This window comes from Collinsella sp. AM38-1BH, from assembly GCF_003467545.1.
GTDB lineage: Bacteria > Actinomycetota > Coriobacteriia > Coriobacteriales > Coriobacteriaceae > Collinsella.
Genome location: NZ_QSHC01000011.1, coordinates 48,250 through 67,762, shown reverse-complemented (window position 1 = coordinate 67,762; position 19,513 = coordinate 48,250). Strand labels below are relative to the sequence as shown.

General features: G+C 61.1%; 13 protein-coding genes, 1 tRNA gene and 1 other RNA gene. 5 read left to right on the top strand and 10 right to left on the bottom strand.

The genetic code is table 11. The features are described 5' to 3' along the window. Positions 1-103: 103 nt before the first annotated feature. From DW870_RS06110 to DW870_RS06100, 3 genes are all read right to left on the bottom strand, one after another. A complete protein-coding gene (locus DW870_RS06110; protein WP_117877210.1) occupies positions 104-298 on the bottom strand; it encodes a hypothetical protein in 195 nt (64 codons plus the stop codon). A 69-nt stretch (positions 299-367) separates the two neighbouring features. Beyond that, complete coding sequence (locus tag DW870_RS06105) at positions 368-2,395, bottom strand: KUP/HAK/KT family potassium transporter (RefSeq protein ID WP_117877208.1); 2,028 nt, start codon at positions 2,393-2,395, stop codon at positions 368-370. 158 nt (positions 2,396-2,553) lie between these two features. Next, the gene (locus tag DW870_RS06100; RefSeq protein WP_117877206.1) at positions 2,554-3,429 is read right to left on the bottom strand and encodes a nitroreductase family protein; all 876 of its coding nucleotides are present in this window, start codon (positions 3,427-3,429) and stop codon (positions 2,554-2,556) included. A 213-nt stretch (positions 3,430-3,642) separates the two neighbouring features. On the opposite strand from DW870_RS06100, the gene DW870_RS06095 reads away from it, so the two are divergent. Continuing rightward, positions 3,643-5,943 (top strand): LTA synthase family protein, encoded by a 2,301-nt coding sequence (locus tag DW870_RS06095; RefSeq protein ID WP_117877204.1) that lies wholly within the window; start codon positions 3,643-3,645, stop codon positions 5,941-5,943. 344 nt (positions 5,944-6,287) lie between these two features. On the opposite strand, the gene DW870_RS06090 is transcribed toward DW870_RS06095, so the two are convergent. From DW870_RS06090 to DW870_RS06075, 4 genes are all read right to left on the bottom strand, one after another. Next, positions 6,288-7,715, bottom strand: a complete 1,428-nt coding sequence (locus DW870_RS06090) for an IS3 family transposase (protein WP_117877202.1) — start codon at positions 7,713-7,715, stop codon at positions 6,288-6,290. Positions 7,716-8,147: 432 nt separating this feature from the next. Beyond that, positions 8,148-8,699, bottom strand: coding sequence for a flavodoxin family protein BilS (bilS, locus tag DW870_RS06085; protein ID WP_117877200.1), 552 nt, complete (start codon positions 8,697-8,699; stop codon positions 8,148-8,150). A 127-nt stretch (positions 8,700-8,826) separates the two neighbouring features. Beyond that, the gene (locus DW870_RS06080; RefSeq protein WP_117877198.1) at positions 8,827-10,686 is read right to left on the bottom strand and encodes an ABC transporter ATP-binding protein; all 1,860 of its coding nucleotides are present in this window, start codon (positions 10,684-10,686) and stop codon (positions 8,827-8,829) included. Continuing rightward, on the bottom strand, positions 10,687-12,552 hold the full coding sequence (locus DW870_RS06075) for an ABC transporter ATP-binding protein (protein WP_117877196.1): 1,866 nt from the start codon (positions 12,550-12,552) through the stop codon (positions 10,687-10,689). It lies immediately after the preceding gene. Between the two features lie 215 nt (positions 12,553-12,767). Here DW870_RS06075 and DW870_RS06070 point away from each other — a divergent pair, with 215 nt between their 5' ends. Both DW870_RS06070 and DW870_RS06065 read left to right on the top strand, forming a co-directional pair. Further along, positions 12,768-13,835: a hypothetical protein gene (locus DW870_RS06070; RefSeq protein ID WP_117877194.1), complete on the top strand. Its 1,068-nt coding sequence runs from the start codon at positions 12,768-12,770 to the stop codon at positions 13,833-13,835. Between the two features lie 300 nt (positions 13,836-14,135). Next, positions 14,136-15,149 (top strand): hypothetical protein, encoded by a 1,014-nt coding sequence (locus DW870_RS06065; protein ID WP_117877192.1) that lies wholly within the window; start codon positions 14,136-14,138, stop codon positions 15,147-15,149. 350 nt (positions 15,150-15,499) lie between these two features. Here the strand turns inward: DW870_RS06065 and ffs are convergent. Both ffs and tadA read right to left on the bottom strand, forming a co-directional pair. Next, positions 15,500-15,595, bottom strand: an RNA gene (ffs, locus tag DW870_RS06060) — signal recognition particle sRNA small type. A gap of 453 nt (positions 15,596-16,048) precedes the next feature. Then, the gene (gene tadA / locus DW870_RS06055; RefSeq protein ID WP_117848561.1) at positions 16,049-17,830 is read right to left on the bottom strand and encodes a tRNA adenosine(34) deaminase TadA; all 1,782 of its coding nucleotides are present in this window, start codon (positions 17,828-17,830) and stop codon (positions 16,049-16,051) included. 51 nt (positions 17,831-17,881) lie between these two features. On the opposite strand from tadA, the gene DW870_RS06050 reads away from it, so the two are divergent. Continuing rightward, a tRNA-Ser gene (locus tag DW870_RS06050) sits at positions 17,882-17,971 on the top strand. A 3-nt stretch (positions 17,972-17,974) separates the two neighbouring features. Here DW870_RS06050 and DW870_RS06045 read toward each other — a convergent pair. Further along, positions 17,975-18,559 carry a TetR/AcrR family transcriptional regulator gene (locus tag DW870_RS06045; protein ID WP_158557017.1) on the bottom strand — a complete coding sequence of 195 codons (585 nt, stop codon included), beginning with the start codon at positions 18,557-18,559 and terminating at the stop codon, positions 17,975-17,977. A gap of 211 nt (positions 18,560-18,770) precedes the next feature. On the opposite strand from DW870_RS06045, the gene DW870_RS06040 reads away from it, so the two are divergent. Further along, positions 18,771-19,322 carry a LemA family protein gene (locus DW870_RS06040; protein ID WP_082421874.1) on the top strand — a complete coding sequence of 184 codons (552 nt, stop codon included), beginning with the start codon at positions 18,771-18,773 and terminating at the stop codon, positions 19,320-19,322. Positions 19,323-19,513 lie beyond the last annotated feature (191 nt).

Sequence of the window (19,513 nt, the reverse complement as noted above, 5' to 3'; positions counted from 1 at the left end):
GCCCCTCTCTCAAAAACAAAAACCACCACAAAGGAACAGGCACCTTTGTGGTGGTTTCCCTTGTGGTGGTTCCAAGTGTAAAGCCTTCTACGACCGGCGGTCGCTAGACAAACAGCACGTGCGCGAGCAGCGCGCAAACGCACGCCGCGACAAGCACCGTCACCACGATCGAGATCACGCGGTCGGCCATATCCATGTTGGCACGATTCGTAAAGAACCGATCTTCGGCGGCATCGACGCGCGCCTCACGCACCAGCTCGGTCGCAAGATCGCGACCGTCAAGCACCTTTGCATCCATGGTTTCCTCCCAGGACTCAATCACTGTCATTGCAAGCCTGCCCGTTCGCAGCCGAACCTCAAGCGTCGACTACGGGCGCTCGTTGGGAGCCAGGCGCTGCATCTTGTTCACGGCCTTGAACTTGGTGAACAGCGGCACGTACTCAAAGCTCACGTTGGAGTTCTCCAGGCCGTACCAGCGTGCAGGCGTGCCGGCGGCGCGACGAATGATGTACTTGAGCGTGATGGCCGTACGCTCGCTCGGCTCCACATCGCTTTCGGGCGCCAGAAGCTTACGGATCAGGACGAACTTGAACGTACCGATGTTACCCGGATCCTTGTAGACCGAGTAGTCATGCGTCTGCGGCGGCAGCTCGCCGGTGGCAGCCAGGTCCTGAACGACCTGACGCAGATAGGCATTGACGCGCTGGTTGATCTTGTAGCCCAGGTACAGATGCACGCGGAACACGTAGTCGGTGCCGAACGTCTCGACCGAATAGGCAAAGGTGTGCGGCTCGTCCATGGTCTCGACATTCACGAACCACCAGGCGCGAGCGCGCTTGGGATGCTTGTCCAAGATCGAGTAGACGATATCACGGTCGATATAGTCGGTATGGGTGTCCTTGGTCAGGTACACGATGTTGTCGCTCAGACGCTCGTAACGGTCGTCGTCGCGCAGGCGCTTGAGCTGCGGCAGGTAGCTGCGCAGCGGCAGCAGCGTAAACTGGCGCTGCTCAACAGCCGTACCGTTGTACCAGCACACCATGATGCCCATGATGAGCGCGGCCATGAGGATGGTGAAATAGCCGCCGTGGAAGAACTTGGTGAGCGAGCTCACGAAGAAGAAGCCTTCGAGCAAAAGGAAGAAGGCCACGAAGATCCACGGAGCAACCTTGAGCTTGCGCTCTTCGTGCAGGTAGAAGAAGAGCAGCAGCGTGGTGCACATCATAGTCAGCGTAATGGCAAGGCCGTAGGCAGCTTCCATATGCGCCGAGTTCTGGAACAGCAGCACCACGATGACGCAGCCGACAAGCATGACGTTGTTGACCATGGGGATGTAGAGCTGGCCCTTGGTCTCGGCAGGGTAGAAGACCTGCATGTGCGGCATGAGGTCCAGACGGCTGGCCTCGGACACCAGCGAGAATGCGCCGGTGATGAGCGCCTGCGAGGCAATGATGGCCGCGACGGTGGAAAGGCCGACGGCAAACGGGCGCAGGCCCGGGGCGAGCATCTGGTAGAACGGGTTGAGATCGGCAATGCCCATGAGCTCGGGGTTGGCAGCGTTGTTCATAAGCCAAGCGCCCTGGCCCATATAGGACAGCAGCAGGCAGCACTTAACGAACGGCCAGGTAGCGTAGATGTTGCCGCGGCCGACGTGGCCCATGTCGGAGTAGAGCGCCTCGGCACCGGTGGTGGCGAGGAAGCAGCTGCCCAGAATCATGATGCCCGCGTGGTTGTTGGGGCTCAACAAAAAGGCGATGCCGCGGAGCGGGTTGAGGCACAGCAGCACGGCGGGGTGCTGTAAGACAAAGAACAGGCCTGTGCCGCCCAAGAACAGGAACCACAGCGTCATGATGGGGCCAAAGGCGTGACCGATCTTGGCCGTACCGATGCGCTGCACCAAGAAGAGCACGATGATGATGGCGAGCGTAATGGCGACGACGCGGCCCTGGTCATCGCCCAGCACGGCATGGACCGCCGGGATGGTGCGCAGGCCCTCGATGGCCGTGGTAACGGTAACGGCCGGCGTCAGGATGCCGTCGGCGAGCAGCGCGGCGCCACCCAGCATGGCGGGGATGATAAGCCACTTGCCGCAGCGCTTGACCAGGCTGTACAGGGCAAAGATGCCGCCCTCACCATGGTTATCGGCGCGCAGCGAGATGAGCACATACTTGATGGTGGTCAGCAGCGTGACCGTCCACACGACAAGAGAGAGCGCGCCAAGCACGAACTCCTCCGTCACACTTCCGATGCCGCCGTTGCCGGCAACGAGCGCCTTGGTTACATACATAGGGCTGGTGCCGATATCGCCGTACACCACGCCCAGCGTGACGAGCATCGCCGAGATGCTCACAGGAATTGCAGCGTGCGAGGCTGCCTCCTTGGCCTTTTGTTCCATAAGCCGGTTTCCTCCCAACTTTAATGTTCGAAGGGATTATAGGCAATCGGCCCATGTTTTAATGCACTGTTTTCCCAGCTAGATAAAGATTTATACAGTCTTTAGGCTACCGCGGCGATATGGAATGTAACAAAGGGACTGTCCCCTTGTCACATTCGTCATTTTCCAAGCCAGTTTTTGAACCACCATTCCATGGATCGGCTCATCTCGGCCATAAAGGGACTCGTGTGCTTGCGGGTATAGATGTCCACGACGCGCTCCCCCACCTCGCGGGCGTGCGGGCGAAACATCGCATCCATCTCGGCCACCTGCGCATCCATAGTCGCGTCGTCCGCACGGCAGTAGCGCTCCTCGTGCACCAGGTTCACCACGGGATGTGCAATGGCCGGGCGCTCCTTGCGGGGCGCGCCGATGATGAGCATCGACAGCGGCATGGTATAGGGCGGCAGATCGAGCAGCTCGGCAACTTCCTCGGCGTTCTCCACGATATCGCCGATGTAGCAGCTCCCCAGCCCCAGGGCCTCGGCGGCAACCACGGCGTTTTGCGCGGCGATCACGGCGTCCTGGGCCGCGATGGCAAAGTCGCCCAAACCCGGCGCGCGGCGGGGCGCTTTGCCCGTGCGCTTGACAAACTCGGGCTCAAAGCAGCCCACGTGCTCAAACAGATCGATCCACTTGGCATAATCGACCACAAATATAAGTGCCCAGGGCGCCTTGGCGACCATGGGCTGATGGTCGCACAGGTCGGCCAGACGGTCCAGCGTAGCCTGCTCGCGAATGCTTACGATGGAATACATCATCATGGCGCCCGCCGACGGCGCGCGACTTGCCGCATGCAGAATCGCTGCGCGCTGCTCGTCGGTCACCGCTACGGGACGGTCGTTGTCGTCGCGCGCAAAGGCACGCGTAGACGAGCGATGCTCCAAGATGTCCAGCACCGCATTGCCCGTAGTCTCGACCGGATAGCCGTATGTATCCACGACCGCAGCTCCGTCGCAGTACTCGGCGCCCGTCATACAAACCTGCTCACCCATAGCTCTATCCTCGCCATTTCTTTAAGAAGCCTTTACGTTTCCGTGTAATTCCCGTCCATTATCGCGCAGGTCGCCACTACATTGCGCCACACCGCCACACGTGCGCGTTAATATGGCTGGTTGTTGTGCGCAGTCCGCAAATGCAGCGCATATCTTGGTAACAATCGGGTAAACCACCGCTTTCGTAGGTTTTAGTTTGTGAGGAGTCTCAGCATGTTCGCTGCCGCCATCTCGCTCGTCGGTCTTGCGGCGACCGTCTACCTTGTCTTGCGCGAAGCCAAGGCCATTCGCGCTCAGTCGGGCACCGTCACCAAGGGCGCCTTCGCCTGGAGCGTCGCCTTTGGCCTGTTCCAGCTCTTTTTGACCGTCTGGGGCGCTATTGGCCTCGTCGCACAAAACGAGCCGCTCGCCTTTGTGATGCTCATCCTGACCAACGCCATCCTCACCGGCTGCGCCTGGGCCAGCATCGCCCGCGATCGCATCGCCCCGCGCGTCTTTGCGTTCGCCAAGCCCGACGCCCCCGCCCCCACCGGCAAGCTCGCCCGCCTGCGCGGCGCCTTTGTGGGCAAACCACTCGTCGCCGCCGTCCTGTGCCTGCTGCTCGCCGGCGTCTTTGCACTGCTGGGCATGGAGGTCTCGTCCAACCACGACTTTACCTGGGTCTACCCCCTGTGCATCCTGCTCGAGTGGGCCATCATCACCACGCTCATGGTCGGCCTGTTCTTCCTGTTCCAGCGCCACGGCGCAGCTCCCGCGGTCCTGGTCTTTGCCCTCTTTGTCCTGGGCATTGCCGAGTTCTTCGTCATCACGTTTAAATCCATGCCCATCCAGCCGGGCGACCTTTCGGCCATCTCCACCGCCGCTGCGGTCGCCGGCACCGGCTACACCTTCTCCATCTCGCTGTTCTGCGTGCTGTCCATGGGCTTTACCGCCATCGCCATGCTGCTATGCGAGTACGCCGGCCTGGTGGCACCGCACCGTCAGAAGGGCGCCGCCAACGCCAAGCGCATGCTGCTCACCAACCTGCTCGTCGCCGTGCTGTGCCTGGGCGGCGTGACCGCGCACGTCACGCTTATCGACTACTACAACACCCTCGGCATCACCGTCTACACCTGGCGCCCGCTCGAGAGCTACTGGCGCGAGGGCTACCTGCCCGCTTTCATTAGCGCAGCGCAGTCCATCAAGCCGCCCAAACCCGCCGACTACTCCGTCGACGATGCCAAGGCCACGCTCAAAAAGTACGCCAAGGCCTACGACAAGTCCGACGCGGCCAAGAGCGACGAGCGCGCCGCCGCAAAGGAGCAGTTCGACAGCGAGAAGCCCACGGTCATCGCCATCATGAACGAGACCTTCTCGGATCTGTCGATCTACCAGAACATGCGCGCCGGCTACGAAGGCCCGCAGTACTTTAAGAACCTGTCCAACTGCCTCAGCCGCGGCAAGCTCTACGTGAGCGCCTACGGCGGCGGCACCGCCAATACCGAGTTTGAGTTTATGACCGGCAACTCCATGGCCAACCTGGGCTCGGGCGTGTACCCCTACACCATCTACAACATGGAAACGACCGGGAATCTGGCAGAGCAGTTCAAGTCGCTCGGCTATTCCACCACCGCCATGCACCCCAACCACGCAACCAACTGGAACCGCGAGAACGTCTACAAGGACTTTGGCTTTGACCAGTTCCTGTCCATCAACGACTTCCAGGGCGCCGATACCCTGCGCGGCATGGTGACCGACCAGGCTACCTATGACAAGATTCTTGAGCTGCTCGATCAGAACGCCAATCCGCAGTTTATCTTCGACGTGACCATGCAGAACCACTCGGGCTACGACACGGGCCTGCTGCCGGTCGACAAGCAGATGCACCTGAACATCGACACGACCGACCTGGACGTCAAGACCGTCGAGGACGGTACGCTCTCCGATGTCGACGAGTATGTCTCGTGCATCGAGCAGTCCGACCAGGCGCTTCGCTACTTCCTCAACGCCCTGAGCAAGCTCGACCGTAAGGTGGTCGTGGTGTTCTGGGGCGACCACCAGCCGTTCTTCCCGTCCAAGTTCAACGATAAGTGGTTTACCGGCGAGGACGACGCCACGCATCAGGAGCGTCTGTGGCAGACCGACTACATCATCTGGGCCAACTACGACGTTGCCGGTTGCGACCAGACGAGTGAGGTCGACGACCTGTCCACCAACTACCTGTCCACGCAGCTGATGCAGCTGATCGGCGCACCGCTGACCGACTACCAGAAGGCGCACGTGACGCTGCGCGAGTCACTGCCCGCCATCAACTCGGTCGGCTACGAGGACGCCAGCCTGCGCTGGGCGCTCTCCTCCAACGTCACCGGTGACGACGCCGCCGCAGCAGCCGCCACCAAGGCGCGCGAGGATTACGCCAAGATGCAGTACTACGAGATGTTCCGCGACAGCAAGAACGTGTACACCGAGCACTTCCAGACCGAGGCCAACGAGACCGACCCCAACCTGGCACCGGGCACGACCAAGATCAAGTAGCGGGTCGCTCATAACTGGTTCGTCTGCCCGGCGGCGCGGAACGTAAGGTTCCCTGCTCGGACAGTCCTGCTCGCACGGAGAGCACATTAAGTGCTCTCCGGCTCGTGCGGAACTCGCGATGAACCTTACATTCCGCGTCGCCGGGCAGACGCCTCGGTGTTGAAGCGCGGCTTGTCATGGAGACACCTGCTGAACATATATAAGTTGAAGGCCACGTCATGTGGCCTTTTTTGCATCCGGAAACCGTGTCCCAGAATTCTTGTCTGGAATGGGATGCAGTTTCCGCTTGGGACCCGATTGGGAAAGTGGGGACCTCGGACGTTTTTCCGGACCATGTCCCGGCGCTATGCCGCATGGCCCCTCTCCTCGCGATACTCCCTAATGGTCTTCCATCCTAGGTCCTTCTTGAGCTTGCCGTCCCTGTACCACTCGATATATTCGCCGAGCAGGCGGGAGAACTCGTCGAACGGCACGCCGGTCCAGTCCCTGCCCTCGAAGAAGTCGCACTTGAGCGTGCCGAAGAACCCCTCGGCGCGCGCGTTGTCGGGGCTCCGGGCCCTCCTCGACATCGAGCGCACCACCCCGGGGCCGCACGCCTCGCGCCACTCGCGCCCCATGTAGACGGCGCCGCCGTCGGTGTGCACCGTGAGCGGCCGGTCCTCGGTCGGCCCGACTATCCCCACCAGGTCCCTGAGCATGCCGACCATCAGGTCGGAGTCGGCGTGGACCGAGACCCTCCAGCAGATCGGCCACCCGTCGAAGCAGTCGATCGCGGGCGACAGGTACGCCCTGTACCCGTCGAGCCTGAACTCCGTGACGTCGGTGACCACGAGCAGGCCGGGCGCGGGCGCGCGGAAGTCGTGCGTCCCGTCCGCGCGCAGTGGGACGTTGGCCGGGCGCTCCGCGAGCTCGCCCCGGTAGCTGCGGTACCTCGCCCTCCGGCGCATCTGCGCCGCCTTGCGGGCGACCAGGCCCTCCTCGCGCATGATCCGGCGCACGACCTTCTCGGACGCGACGACGGGGCTCTCGGCGTCCCCGGGCGCGAGCTCGCGCCACGAGACGGGCTCGCCGGGTCCCCTCCTGAGGTCGGCGGTCACGGACTCAGGCCCGTAGACGCCGCCGCTCGCCTCGAACGACGCGCGCACGCGCTCCCTGAGCGCGGCCTTGGGGTCGGGCCTCGAGATCCTGGGCGCCTGGTCAAGATAGGTGCTCTTCGGGATCGACAGGGTCCTGGTCACGTCCGCGAGCCTCACCGCCGGCGAGAGCCTCCTCGCCGCCTCTCCCGCCCTGTGCTTCTCCTCGTTCGTCAAAGAGCCAGGGCCTGGTGCTTTTAGGACGTCCAACACCGCCAGGGCCTCGGCGAGCCTGACCTCGGCCTCGCGGGCGCGCTCGGCGGGGTCGTCGGGAAGCCCCTCCAGGCCCCAGTCCCGCCAGTCGGTCTGCTCGGGCGGCTCGCCGCCGGCCCCTCCGCGCCCGGTCCTCTCCATCTTGCCCGCGCCCCCTTCGGCTCGACGCTTCCGCGGGGAGGCGGGCTCGGTGCCCGGTCGCCTCGCGGCGAATGCGGGGCTGCCCTCGCCGTGCGAGCAGTGCATGCGCTCCGCCCGGTCGGGCATCTCACGGGCGGTCAGCTCGCCCGCCTCCTCCAGCTTGAGCCAAGCATACAGGTTGTCCTTGTTCGGGAAAAGCGGCAGGCTCCTGCAGGCGGCGGGGGCGGACAGGCCGCTCCGGTGGAACTCCCAGAGAATCCCCTCGCGCTCCTCTTTCGTATACATCGGACTCCCTCCTGGACCCAGATTGGGTCCGAGATTTTGTCCGAGGTCCCATGCATCCCGTTTCTTGACCGAATAATGGGACGCAATTTCCCGTTGGAGCGCCTTTGGGAAAGTGTGTCCCACTTCGACCGCCCAGAGTGGGATGCACTTTCCGCAAAGCACCTCAACGGGAAACTACGTCCCATTCCAAAGGCAAATTCCGGGACGCACTTTCCGAAACCCCGCCCATCCGGAAAGCCCGTCCCACTCTGAATACATCCAGCGAACATATGCGAGCGTGTTGTCCAGAACGGCCTCGTCATCGGGGTGATGGAAAATATCGTCCCAGACGCTTGCCATCGTTGCGCCCACGAGTGTCAAGAAAAAAGCCTCGAGGATTTCGAGGCTTTCACCATTTGTATTGTTTTGCACGAAGGACCGCGAACGGCGAAGCTACTCTCCCAGCACGGCCTTCTTGGCGGCTGCAGCCATGTTATCCAGATCCTCCTTGGTGGGGTGATCCTTTGCGGCAACCCAGTTGTCGAGTAGCATCTTAAATCGGGCGTTTTCGGGATCTTGCTCGAGCATGGCCTCGTAGCGCTGCTTGACCGCGGGGCCCATCTTGCCCTGGCACATCGCCCAGCCTACAAGCTCGGCATCATTGGCCAAATTTGAGGTCACGCGATCGATAATCTGCCTAAAATACTCCTCACTGGCCCCAAAGCCGCAGGTGCCAAACAGGAACACGCGCTTGCCGTGCAAGGCGGAAAGCAACGCCGCGACCGAAGGCGTGCACGCGCCCTTGTCGCACCAAAAGCCGACGAGCACCGTGTCGGCCGCGCAGGCGCCCTGCGCCTCGAGCGCAACCTGATCTGCATCCGCATCGTCGCTCAACGCCGCGGCATGGACAAACTCAACACCCGCAGCCTGCAGCGTACGCTTGATCGCACCCGAAACCATCCTGGTATTACCGCTCTTGCTGTTAACCACCAAAGAGCACGTCATAGTCACGTTGCCTCGTTTCCCCCAAAACTAAAGCCACTAATGCAATTTATTAGATGAATATCTTAGTACTAACGTGACAGATGTAAACCACCGTCTGTCGATTGATTAATTTGCCCCACGGGCTTGCTCACTGGGCGAATTGGCTGCGGTAGAGTTCGGCGTAGAAGCCGCCTGCCGCTAGCAGCTCGTCGTGCGTGCCGCACTCGATAATCTGCCCGTCGCGCATCACCAGAATGCAGTCGGCGTTACGAATCGTGCTCAGGCGGTGCGCCACGACAAAGCTTGTGCGGCCAGCCATGAGCTCGTCGAATGCCGCCTGCACCTGCAGCTCGGTGCGGGTATCGATGCTCGAGGTCGCCTCGTCCAGCAGCAGAATCGCCGGGTCGGTGAGCATGACGCGCGCGATGCACAGCAGCTGTTTTTGACCCTGGCTAAACGTGCCGCCGTCCTCGCCGATTACCGTATCGTAGCCGCCTGGCAGCTGCACGATAAACTTGTGCGCGTGCGCGCGCTTGGCAGCTTCGATAACCTGCTCGCGCGTGGCGTCGGGACAGCCGTAGGCGATGTTTTCCGCCACCGTGCCCTCGAACAGCCAAGTGTCCTGCAACACCATGCCAAAGGCGCGGCGCAAGCTTGCGCGCGTGTAATCACGCGAGGAACGGCCATCGACCGCAATGCGACCGGCATCGATATCGTAGAACCGCAGAAGCAGGTTGATGAGCGTCGTCTTGCCACAGCCCGTGGGACCGACCAGGGCAAAGCGCATGCCGGGCTTGGCCTCGATGCAGATGTCCTGCAGCAGCTTGCGGTCGGACACGTAGCTAAAGTCCACATGCTCAAAGGCGACCTCGCCCTGCGGGGCGGCAAGTTCCACGGCATCCGCCGCATCGGGCTCCTGCTCGCGCGCATCGAGCAGCGCAAACATGCGGCGCGCCGAGGCGTACGCGGTCTGAATCTGCGTAATGACGTTGGTGACCTCGTTGAACGGCTTGGTGTACTGGTTGGCATAGGACAGGAAGATCTGCACGCCGCCCACCGTAAGCGCCGCCGGCACGCCCGTGATCACGCCCACACAGCCAATCACAGCGACCACGGCATAGATGATGTTATTGATAAAGCGCGTGCCGGGGTTGGAGAGCGAACCCATAAACTGCGCGCGCTCGCCCGCGGTGCAGAGCTCGGCATTGAGGGCATCGAAGCGCAGCTGCGCGTTGGGACCATAGGCAAAGGCGTCGACAAGCTTTTGCTCGCCTACGTACTCCTCGATATGACCACCGAGCTGCCCTTGAATACGCTGCTGCGCCGTAAAGCTTTTGTTGGAGAGCTTGGCGATGGCGCCGGCCGCAAAGATGGAGAGCGGCGTGACGAGCACCACCACGAGCGTCATGGTCAGGTTAATGGAGAGCATAAACGCGAGCGTGCCCACGATGGTGATAACGCCGGTGAAGAGCTGGGTAAAGCCCTGCAGCAGACCGTCGCCCACCTGGTCGACGTCGTTGACCACGCGGCTCATAAGGTCGCCGTGGGCATGGCTGTCGATAAAGCTGAGCGGCATGCGGCTGAGCTTATCGCTCGCCTCCACGCGCATGTCGCGCACCGTTTCGTAAGACAGGCGGTTGACGCAATAGCCCTGCAGCCACTGGAAGGCCGCAGCACCTACGACGACAATCGCGAGCTTGGTAACGAGCGGCAGCAGCGCATCGAAGTCCACCTGCCCGGCGGCGACGATAAGGTCGATGCCCTCGCCAATGAGAATGGGCGTGTAGAGCTGCAGAATCACCGAGACGGCGGCACTCAAAAACGATGCCGCAAACGAGACGCGGTGCGGACGGACATAGCCCAGCAGGCGGCGGGTCACCGCACCCACGGGATAGCGCTCGGGATCGCCGGGCTGGCGCGGACCGTCTCCCAGGTCGTTGAGGCTATCGTTGCCGGACACGTTGGCCGTCATCGTGGCGACCGAACCGGAGGAAGTGTACGGATTCATTTAGCAGCCCTCCTTTGCGCAGACGGATGCGGGGGCGGTCGGGGCACCTGGGGCGAGCGCGGGCGCTGTGCTCCCCCGCTGGCCCTCAAGCTCCTCGCGGCGCAGCTGCGACTGGCAAATCTCGCGATAGAGCTGACAGGTCGCATAGAGCTCGTCATGTGTGCCCAGGCCGGCAACCGAGCCGTGGTCGAGCACGCAGATCACGTCGGCATCGCGCACGGTCGAGACGCGCTGGCTCACAATCACCGTGGTCAGCGGCAGCCCGCCCTTGGCGGCACCGCGCATGCTGCGCTCGCGAATGGCATGGCGAAGCGCCGCGTCGGTCTTAAAGTCGAGCGCCGACGCGGAGTCATCCATGATCAATATCTGAGGCGAACCAACCAAGGCACGCGCGATAGTCAGGCGCTGACGCTGGCCACCGCTAAAGTTCTTGCCGCCCGCCTCGACCGGGGCGTCTAAGCCCTGCGGCTTGTTGCGCACGAACTCGCTGGCCTGCGCCATGTCGAGTGCCGCCCAGAGCTCCTCGTCGGTCGCAGCTTCATCGCGCCAGGTCAGGTTGCTGCGGATGGTGCCGCTCACCAGCGACGCGCGTTGCGGGACGGTCGCAACCACACGGCGCAGCTGGTCGAGCGGCCAGGTGCGCACGTCGGCGCCCATCACGCTCACGCTGCCGGTGCTCGCATCGTACAGGCGTGGGATAAGCGAGACGAGCGTGGACTTGCCGCTGCCCGTGCCGCCGATAATGCCAAGCGTCTTGCCCAGCGGGAGTTCCAGCGTCACATCGCTCACGGCATTGGCCGCGCCGGCGCCAAACGAGAAGCTCGCATGGCTCAAGCTCAGCGCAAGGACTGGAGCAGCGCCACCCGCCAATTCGCTCGGCTCGGGCAGGGCGACCGGCTGGTTGCCCTCGTCGGTGATGCTCGGCTCACAATTGAGCACCTCGTTGATACGCGAAGCGCTGGCACTCGCCTTGGTAAAGACCACAACCAGGTTGGCGACATACACGATGGAGGTCAGGGTCTGCGTCATGTAGTTGACGAACGCCATAACCTGGCCCTGCGTGAGCTCGCCCACGTTGACCTGGATGCCGCCCACCCACAGGATGGCGCACACACCCAGGTTCATCACCAAGAATGTGACAGGATTGAGAATCGACGAGAGCTTGCCCACCGCAATGGCGGTATGGGCCTGGTCGTCGGCGGCTTGGGCAAAGCGCTCGCGCTCGTGGTCTTCGCGCACAAACGCACGGACCACGCGGGTGCCCGAAAGACCCTCACGGCAAATGAGCGCGATGCGGTCGAGCTTTGCCTGCAACTGCTTGTAATACGGAATGCAGCGCGCCATGACAAACCAAAACACCAAGCCGATGGCAGGCGTACAGATCAAAAAGATAATGCCGAGCTTAAGGTCGATGGCGAGGGCCGCGCACATAGAACCCACCGCCAAGAAGGGCCAGCGGATGAGCATGCGCACGCCAAGAGCCACGGCAAGCTGCACCTGGTTGACGTCGTTGGTGATGCGCGTGATGAGCGACGGCGTGCCAAAGCGGTCGAGCTCGGCATAGCTCAGCTTATTAATGTGCTCGTAAAGCGCACCGCGGATATCGGTGCCCATGCCCTGCGAGGTGAGCGCCGCCATCTTTTGGCAGACGAGCGTAAACGAGATGCCGATCACAGCCATGGCGCCAAGTACCATGCCGTAGTGGATAACGGCGTTCACATCGTGCGCGCCGATGCCCTTATCGATCATCTGGGCAATCACCAGCGGCGTCAGCAGGTCAAAGATCACTTCGATCAGTTTGCACGCAGGACCAATCACCATATACCGGCGAAACTTACCACCAAAACGCCTGAGCAGCTCAATCATAGAAGGCGCTCCCTATCATCATTCACACTCAATTCGAATCATGATAGTACGGTGAGCCCAAAAGAAGCGTAAACAACTCGTCATTTCTAATGGGATTCGGTTTCCAAAGAAGCGGAAAGGCACGCGCACACCCAGCCAGTGTCGGGTCAACTAGCATGGTATATTTACATTAGTGCTACCAAGTTAGTCGCCGACCCTTGAAATGAGGTGCCGAGATGAACGACATTCTCGCAAGAAGAGCAAGACGAGCAACTGTGGGCATCGCCCTTTCCGCGGCACTTGTCGCGGGAATCGCCCCCGCAACGGCGATCGCGGCAGAAACCAGTTCCCCCACCGGTGCGGCCGTTTCGCAGACGAGCGCCACCAACGGCAATTCGGGCGCCCCGCAGACAGAAGACGCGGCCGCCGCAAAAGAAAAAGCGTATGCAGCCATGCAGGAAGCGCTCAAAAACCTCGAGGCCGCAAAAAACGCCGCAAGTCCCGAGAAAATTGCGAGATTCAATGATGACATTACCCGTTTTCAAGAGTACCGCGAAAAGATGGCGGCGCAAGCCGCCGAAGGGAGGGAACTCCTTCCCACCATGCAAGCGGACGTCGATGCTGCCCAAGCCAAATACGACGGGGCCATCAACCGGGTAAGCGAGCTCCAGGCAGAATTAGAGAAGAAACATGAGATGCTTAAGACACTCGAAGCACTCGGCTACGAGGAGTTTGTCGAAACTACTAAACAGCAAATAAAGCAGTTGCACAGTGAGATCATATCGGCAAAAACGCACGTAAACTATTGCGAAACGGAGCTCCGCGAGTTCCAGTACCGCCTCAGAAGAGAGGAAAGACGAGTTAATGACTGTGAACGTGCTGTAGAGAAATATAAAGCCGATATCGACCGGTTCACAGCCTGGCGAGATGCGCTCCTCGACAATTTGAAAAAAGCGCAAACGGCCTATGACGACGCCTGCAAGGCATACGAAGAGGCAAAGGCCGCGGCAGACAAGGCCGCCTCGCCCGAGATAACGAAACCGACCGAGACAGTGCCTCCCTCCGGCTCGACGCAACCCGCCGAGGCGACACCGCCCGTTGCCTCACCTGCAACCGGCAAAGACGCCCCATCGAGCTCCACCAAGCAGGCGAACACGAGCAGCGGCAAGCAAGCAGATACGACCGCCGGCAAGCTCGCGAACACGGGCGATGCAGCGCCGAGCGCAATCGCACTCGCAGCAGTCGCCGCCGCAGGACTCGGAATAACCGCCACGGCCACACGCCGCCTCAGGAACCCAAAATAGCTGCCAGCGGTTATTGTCTTCGCCAATCCACAAGCCAAGAGACAAAAAGAGGTCCGTTTCCCCAACCCAGGGAAACGGACCTCTTTACTTGTAAAAACAGATGGTAATGCCGCCGTCTCTTGAACCACGTAGCCATCAATGCCCAGACAACACTAGCAAGCCGCGTTCCTTAAGGGATAGATTTAATGGCTGTTAATCAAGGGGTATACGCGCACGCCCGATCAATGGCGGGCAAACCGCCTGATATACTTACAGTAGTGCTACCAAGTTAGTCGCCGACCCTTGAAATGAGGTGCCGAGATGAACGACATTCTCGCAAGAAGAGCAAGACGAGCAACCGTGGGCATCGCCCTTTCCGCGGCACTTGTCGCGGGAATCGCCCCCGTAACGGCAATTGCGGCAGAAACCAGTTCCCCCACCGGTGCAGTTGCCTTGCAGACGGAAGATGCGGCCGCCGCAAAAGAAAAAGCGTATGCAGCCATGCAGGAAGCGCTCAAAACCCTCGAGGCCGCAAAAGTTGCCGCAAGTCCCGAGAAACTTGCGGCAATCGATGATGACATTGCCGCTTTTCAAGAGATCTACGACATGGTGGTGACGGAAGCCGCCAAACGGAGGGAACGCCTTCCCGCCATGCAAGCGAACGTCGATGCAGCCCAAGCCAAATACGATGAGGCCCACAGCCGGACAAGCGGCCTTCAGGCAGAATTAGATAAGGCACTTGAAGCACTCGGCGACGAGGAGCCCAGCACAGCTACTAAAGAGCATATTAAGCAGTTGCGACGTGAGATCATGTCGGCAGAAAGGCGAGAGAAATCTTGTGAAGATGATCTTCACTCCTACCGACGCCGGCTCGAAAGCCAGGAAAGACAGGTTCAGGATTCCGAAAGTGAGGCGGAGGAAGCTAAAGCCCACATCGATGAGGACATAGCCAAGCGAGATGCGCTCCTCGACGATTTGAAAAAGGCGCAAACGGCCTATGACGATGCCTGCAAGGCATACGAAGAGGCAAAAGCCGCAGCAGATAAGGCCGCCTCACCCGAGATAACAAAACCCACCGAGACAACACCTCCCTCCGGCTCAGCGCAACCGACCGAGACGACACAGCCCACCGGCTCGTCCGCGACCGGCAAAAATACCCCGCCAAGCTCCACCAAGCAGGCGAACTCGAGCAGCGGCAAGCAAGCAGATACGACCGCCGGCAAGCTCGCGAACACGGGCGATGCAGCGCCGAGCGCAATCGCACTCGCAGCAGTCGCCGCCGCAGGCCTCGGAATAACCGCCACAGCCACACGCCGCCTCAAGAACTCAAAATAGCCGCCAAAGCATACTACCTTCGCCAATCCACAAACCCAGAGACAAAAAGAGGCCCGTTTCCCCAACCCAGGGAAACGGGCCTCTTTAACTGTAAAAATTCAAGCAACAGCACCGCCGCCTCTTGAACCACATAGCCTTCAATGCCCAGACAACACCAGCAAGCCGCATTCCGCAAGGGATAGATTTAATTAGATAAACGCGCCTTTACGGGTGATTTTTGAACGACGGGGCCCGACCGGCGGCGAGGTGTTTGGTAGTCGAGCGATCCCGCAGGCGAAGCCGAGGACCAGCGAGACACCAAATACCTCGCCGCCGGCCGGGCCATGTCGCGGCACCAAAAAACGCCCGTGCGCTCGATGGATTCGGATGCCCGACAGAGGCTCCTTATGGCTGCTTCCTTCCGGACCTGACCAGATTCGGAACATGTCGTCATCCGAACCCATCGAACGCGCTAGGCGCTCGGTATATCTTACCTGCTCCCGCCCGCCAGAGCAAGGTAGCTAATTTGGGACGGAGCTTTTTTGACTACTTTTGCAGCCCGATTGCCAGAGCAGCCAATGAGTAGTCAAAATAGTCCCATCCCAAAATGACCGGCTTGGTGCCGCACCACAGAAAGGGCCCATCTACTACGTTTAGGCCACAGAGGTCAACCATAGCCGACTTTTTCGAAAATCGGCAAGCTTTCTACCTGCGGTTTTGTTTTGCAAATTCCGGAATGGTCGAGGGTGGCCGGTTTAACGTAGTAGATGGCCACGTTTCGTGGCAGGCGGTCCGACCCAAGGCACAAGGCAGCCAACCTCGAATGGACATTCTCGAAGTTGCGGTGGAATACGGACTGAATTGGCACCTTAAAGGCAAAAACACTCCGTATTTCACCGCAACTTATAGGGAGATAGGCCTTAGAGGCGAGCGAGGTCGTAGGATTGGGCGGCTGCCTCGCCGGCACAGATGAGGTTGGTTGTGGCTTCTTGCGAATCGAGTGCCCGTTCCAGGTCCATGGGCTTGCGGCAAATCGGCAAAACCAAGTCAATACCCTGCCCATATACCGCGTCCAGGTTGACGGCGCGACCGCCCACGACGGCGACCACCGGCTTGCCATATCGCTTCGCACGACGAGCCACACCCACCGGTGCCTTACCGGCGGCGGATTGCTCGTCCATATTGCCCTCGCCCGTTATGACCAGGTCGACATCGCGCACGCGCTCGTCAAACCCCACGAGGTCGAGCACCGTCTCCACACCCGAGCGTAGCTCCGCGCCGAGCGCCAGCAACGCCGCGCCCAAGCCACCGGCAGCGCCCGCGCCGGGTACACCGAGCACCGAGCCAAATGTCCGTGCGCCCTCGGGTGTGCGCAACAACCCCTGGGCTCGAGCTCTGGCAATCGCCGCATCGAGCAAGCGACCGTAGCCGACCATCCAGCCGTCGTATCTGCGCAGCACCTCGACATCATCCGCCGGCAGGCCCTTCTGCCCGCCAAACACCGCCAGTGCGCCTCGACGCCCCACGAGCGGATTCTCGACATCCGAAAGCACAACGATGCGAGCATCATCCAAAGCCTGCAGCGCGGGCGCCAAATCAACGCTCGCCACCTGCTCAAGGCCGGCAAGACCGGGGGCGACATCGCAGTCCTGATCATCGACCACACGCGCGCCCAGCGCCTGCAGCATGCCGGCGCCACCGTCGTTGGTGGCGCTGCCGCCCAGACCAATATAGAGTGTCTTTGCGCCCATGCGAACCGCGCGAAGCATGAGCTCGCCCACGCCATAGGTTGTGGCCGCCAACACCGCCGACTCCGTACAAGGCGAATACCCAATGCCGGCCGCCTCGGCCATCTCGATGACCGCGGACTTGTGCTCGACATCAACCAGCATCCGGGCAGACACGCGGTCGCCCAAGGGCCCTGCGACCTCGCAGGTTGAGAGCTCGCCACCGCAGGCGGCAACGGCATCGAGCGTTCCCTCGCCACCATCTGCCAGCGGCAATGCGCGCACCTCGGCATCGGGCCAAACGCGGCGCACGCCTTCGGCAACCGCCGCCTCCGCCTGCGCGCTCGAAACGCTGCCCTTAAAGGAGTCGATCGCCAACAGCACACGGCGGGGTCGGCGGCACGCAGGACCAAAGTCAACCGCCGTGCCAGCATCCTCACCGGCACCTGCAAGCGCTGCGGCGTGAGCGGCGTGTGCTTCAAGATCGGCCCCACAACCGCAATCAGCGCCGCCCGCTCCGCGCAGACCGCCAAAATAGCTACTCAGCAGCTCGCGGCATTCATCCGCCAGGACCCCAGCCGTCACGTTAAACCGATGATTCAGGCGCGAGTCGGCATTCAGGTCATACAGCGAACCCAGCGCGCCCGCCTTGGCATCACTCGCGCCATACACGCAGCGCCCCACGCGCGCGTTGACCATAAGGCCCGCGCACATGCAGCAGGGTTCCAACGTCACATAAACCGTACAGTCGAAAAGGCGCCAGCGGCCAAGCGCCTGGGCAGCGGCGCACACGGCCGCAAACTCGGCATGAGCCGAAGGGTCCTGGTCGAGTTCGCGCCGATTGTGCGCCCTCGCGACGATCTCACCGTCGCGCACCACTACGGCTCCGATGGGCACCTCGCCCACCGCAGCAGCGGCGCGCGCCTCCGCCAACGCCTCGCGCATGAACTTCTCGTCGATTTCGGTGATCGTCATCGTTCGCCTTCCCTGTTGCAAATTCAAAACGATGCTATCATTACGACTCACGGAGAGATGGCAGAGCGGTTGAATGCGGCGGTCTTGAAAACCGTTGAGCGCGAGAGCGTTCCGGGGGTTCGAATCCCCCTCTCTCCGCCACTCCTAGTGATGCACCGGTGTCATGGTCCGCTCAAACAACGCATCGACCACGTCGGCTATCTCAGGTCGACGCTCAAGATCGTGGCCCGATTCCCACCATATCGTGAAAAGTCGAATAATACCGCCGGCGACAAACTCAGACGTCGTCTCGAGTGACACGGGGGCCAGGGCATCCTCGGCAAGCACGTTCATCACACGCTCGCGGATGGAGCGGGCAATGCGGTCGCAAATAACGTTGGTCAACATGCCCGACATGCTGCTTGCCAAAATGTTATCCATGAGCCGCTCGTGCGTCAGAATCAAATCCATGGCATCGTCCAAAATCGCGTGCCGAAGCGCGCGCACGTCCTCGGCAGACACTGCGCCGGCCTCATCGGGCTGTTTTTGCGGCAAGCCCGACATGAGCTCATCGATATAAAAGGCAAAGTAATCGTTCTTGTCGCGAAAGTGCTTGTAGAACGTCGTGCGGCGAATCATGGCCCGGTCGCACAGCATGGCAACCGTCAGGTCCTCAAAACGATGCTCCTCGAGAAGCTCGGTGAAGGCATCGAAAAGGGCGCGGTAGGTTTTCTTAATGCGAAGGTCCACTGGTATCGCCATCCTCAGGGCAAAGACAACACTCGTCAATCTGTCGCATATCTTACACCTGTACCTCGCGCGCTTTGCCCCGGTGCCGGCCCCGCCGAAAACACAACGCTTACCGGAAAGTTCGGCACGGCAAAACGTTGCGGGTATACTAGTAGCGTTATACCAACGGCAGCTGGCGCATGCCGCCGCGGCCATTCGAAACGGAGACATCATGATTACCGTCATCATCGGCATCGTTGTTGTCATTGTGATTGTCTGCGCCATCGCCGGCATCTACAACAACATGGTCACCAAGCGTAACCGCATCGATAACGCCTGGCAGAACATCGATACGCAGCTGCAGCGCCGCAACGACCTGATCCCCAACCTGGTCGAGACCGTCAAGGGCTACGCCAAGCACGAGCAGGAGACGCTCTCCGCCGTGATCAGCGCGCGTAACACCGCCGTCAAGGCCACCACGCCCGAGGCCAAGATGGAAGCCGACAACGTGCTGACCGGTGCGCTGCGCCAGCTCTTCGCCGTAGCCGAGGCCTATCCCGATCTTAAGGCAAACACCAACTTTACGCAGCTGCAGGCATCGCTCGAGGATACCGAGAACAAGATTAGCTATGCACGCCAGAGCTACAACGACTGCGTGCTCAGCTACAACAACGCCATTCAGACGTTCCCGGCTGTCATCTTTGCCGGCATCTTCCAGTTTAAGGAGCGCCAGGGCTTCGAGGCCGCCGAAGCAGCCCGCCAGGCCCCGACCGTCAAGTTCTAACAATCACGGCCGAGTCTTAAGCCAGTTCATCAACCCTTTAGGGTCCAAGGCACAAACCTTGGGCCCTTTTCTTATCCACGCACAACGCGCGGCCAATAGACCGCGCATCATCTTTTTTCAGATTAATCATTGCCCGTTGTGACATCGCCGAACCCGCAGGGCAGAGAGCAAGTCCCCCCCCCCCCCCCCCC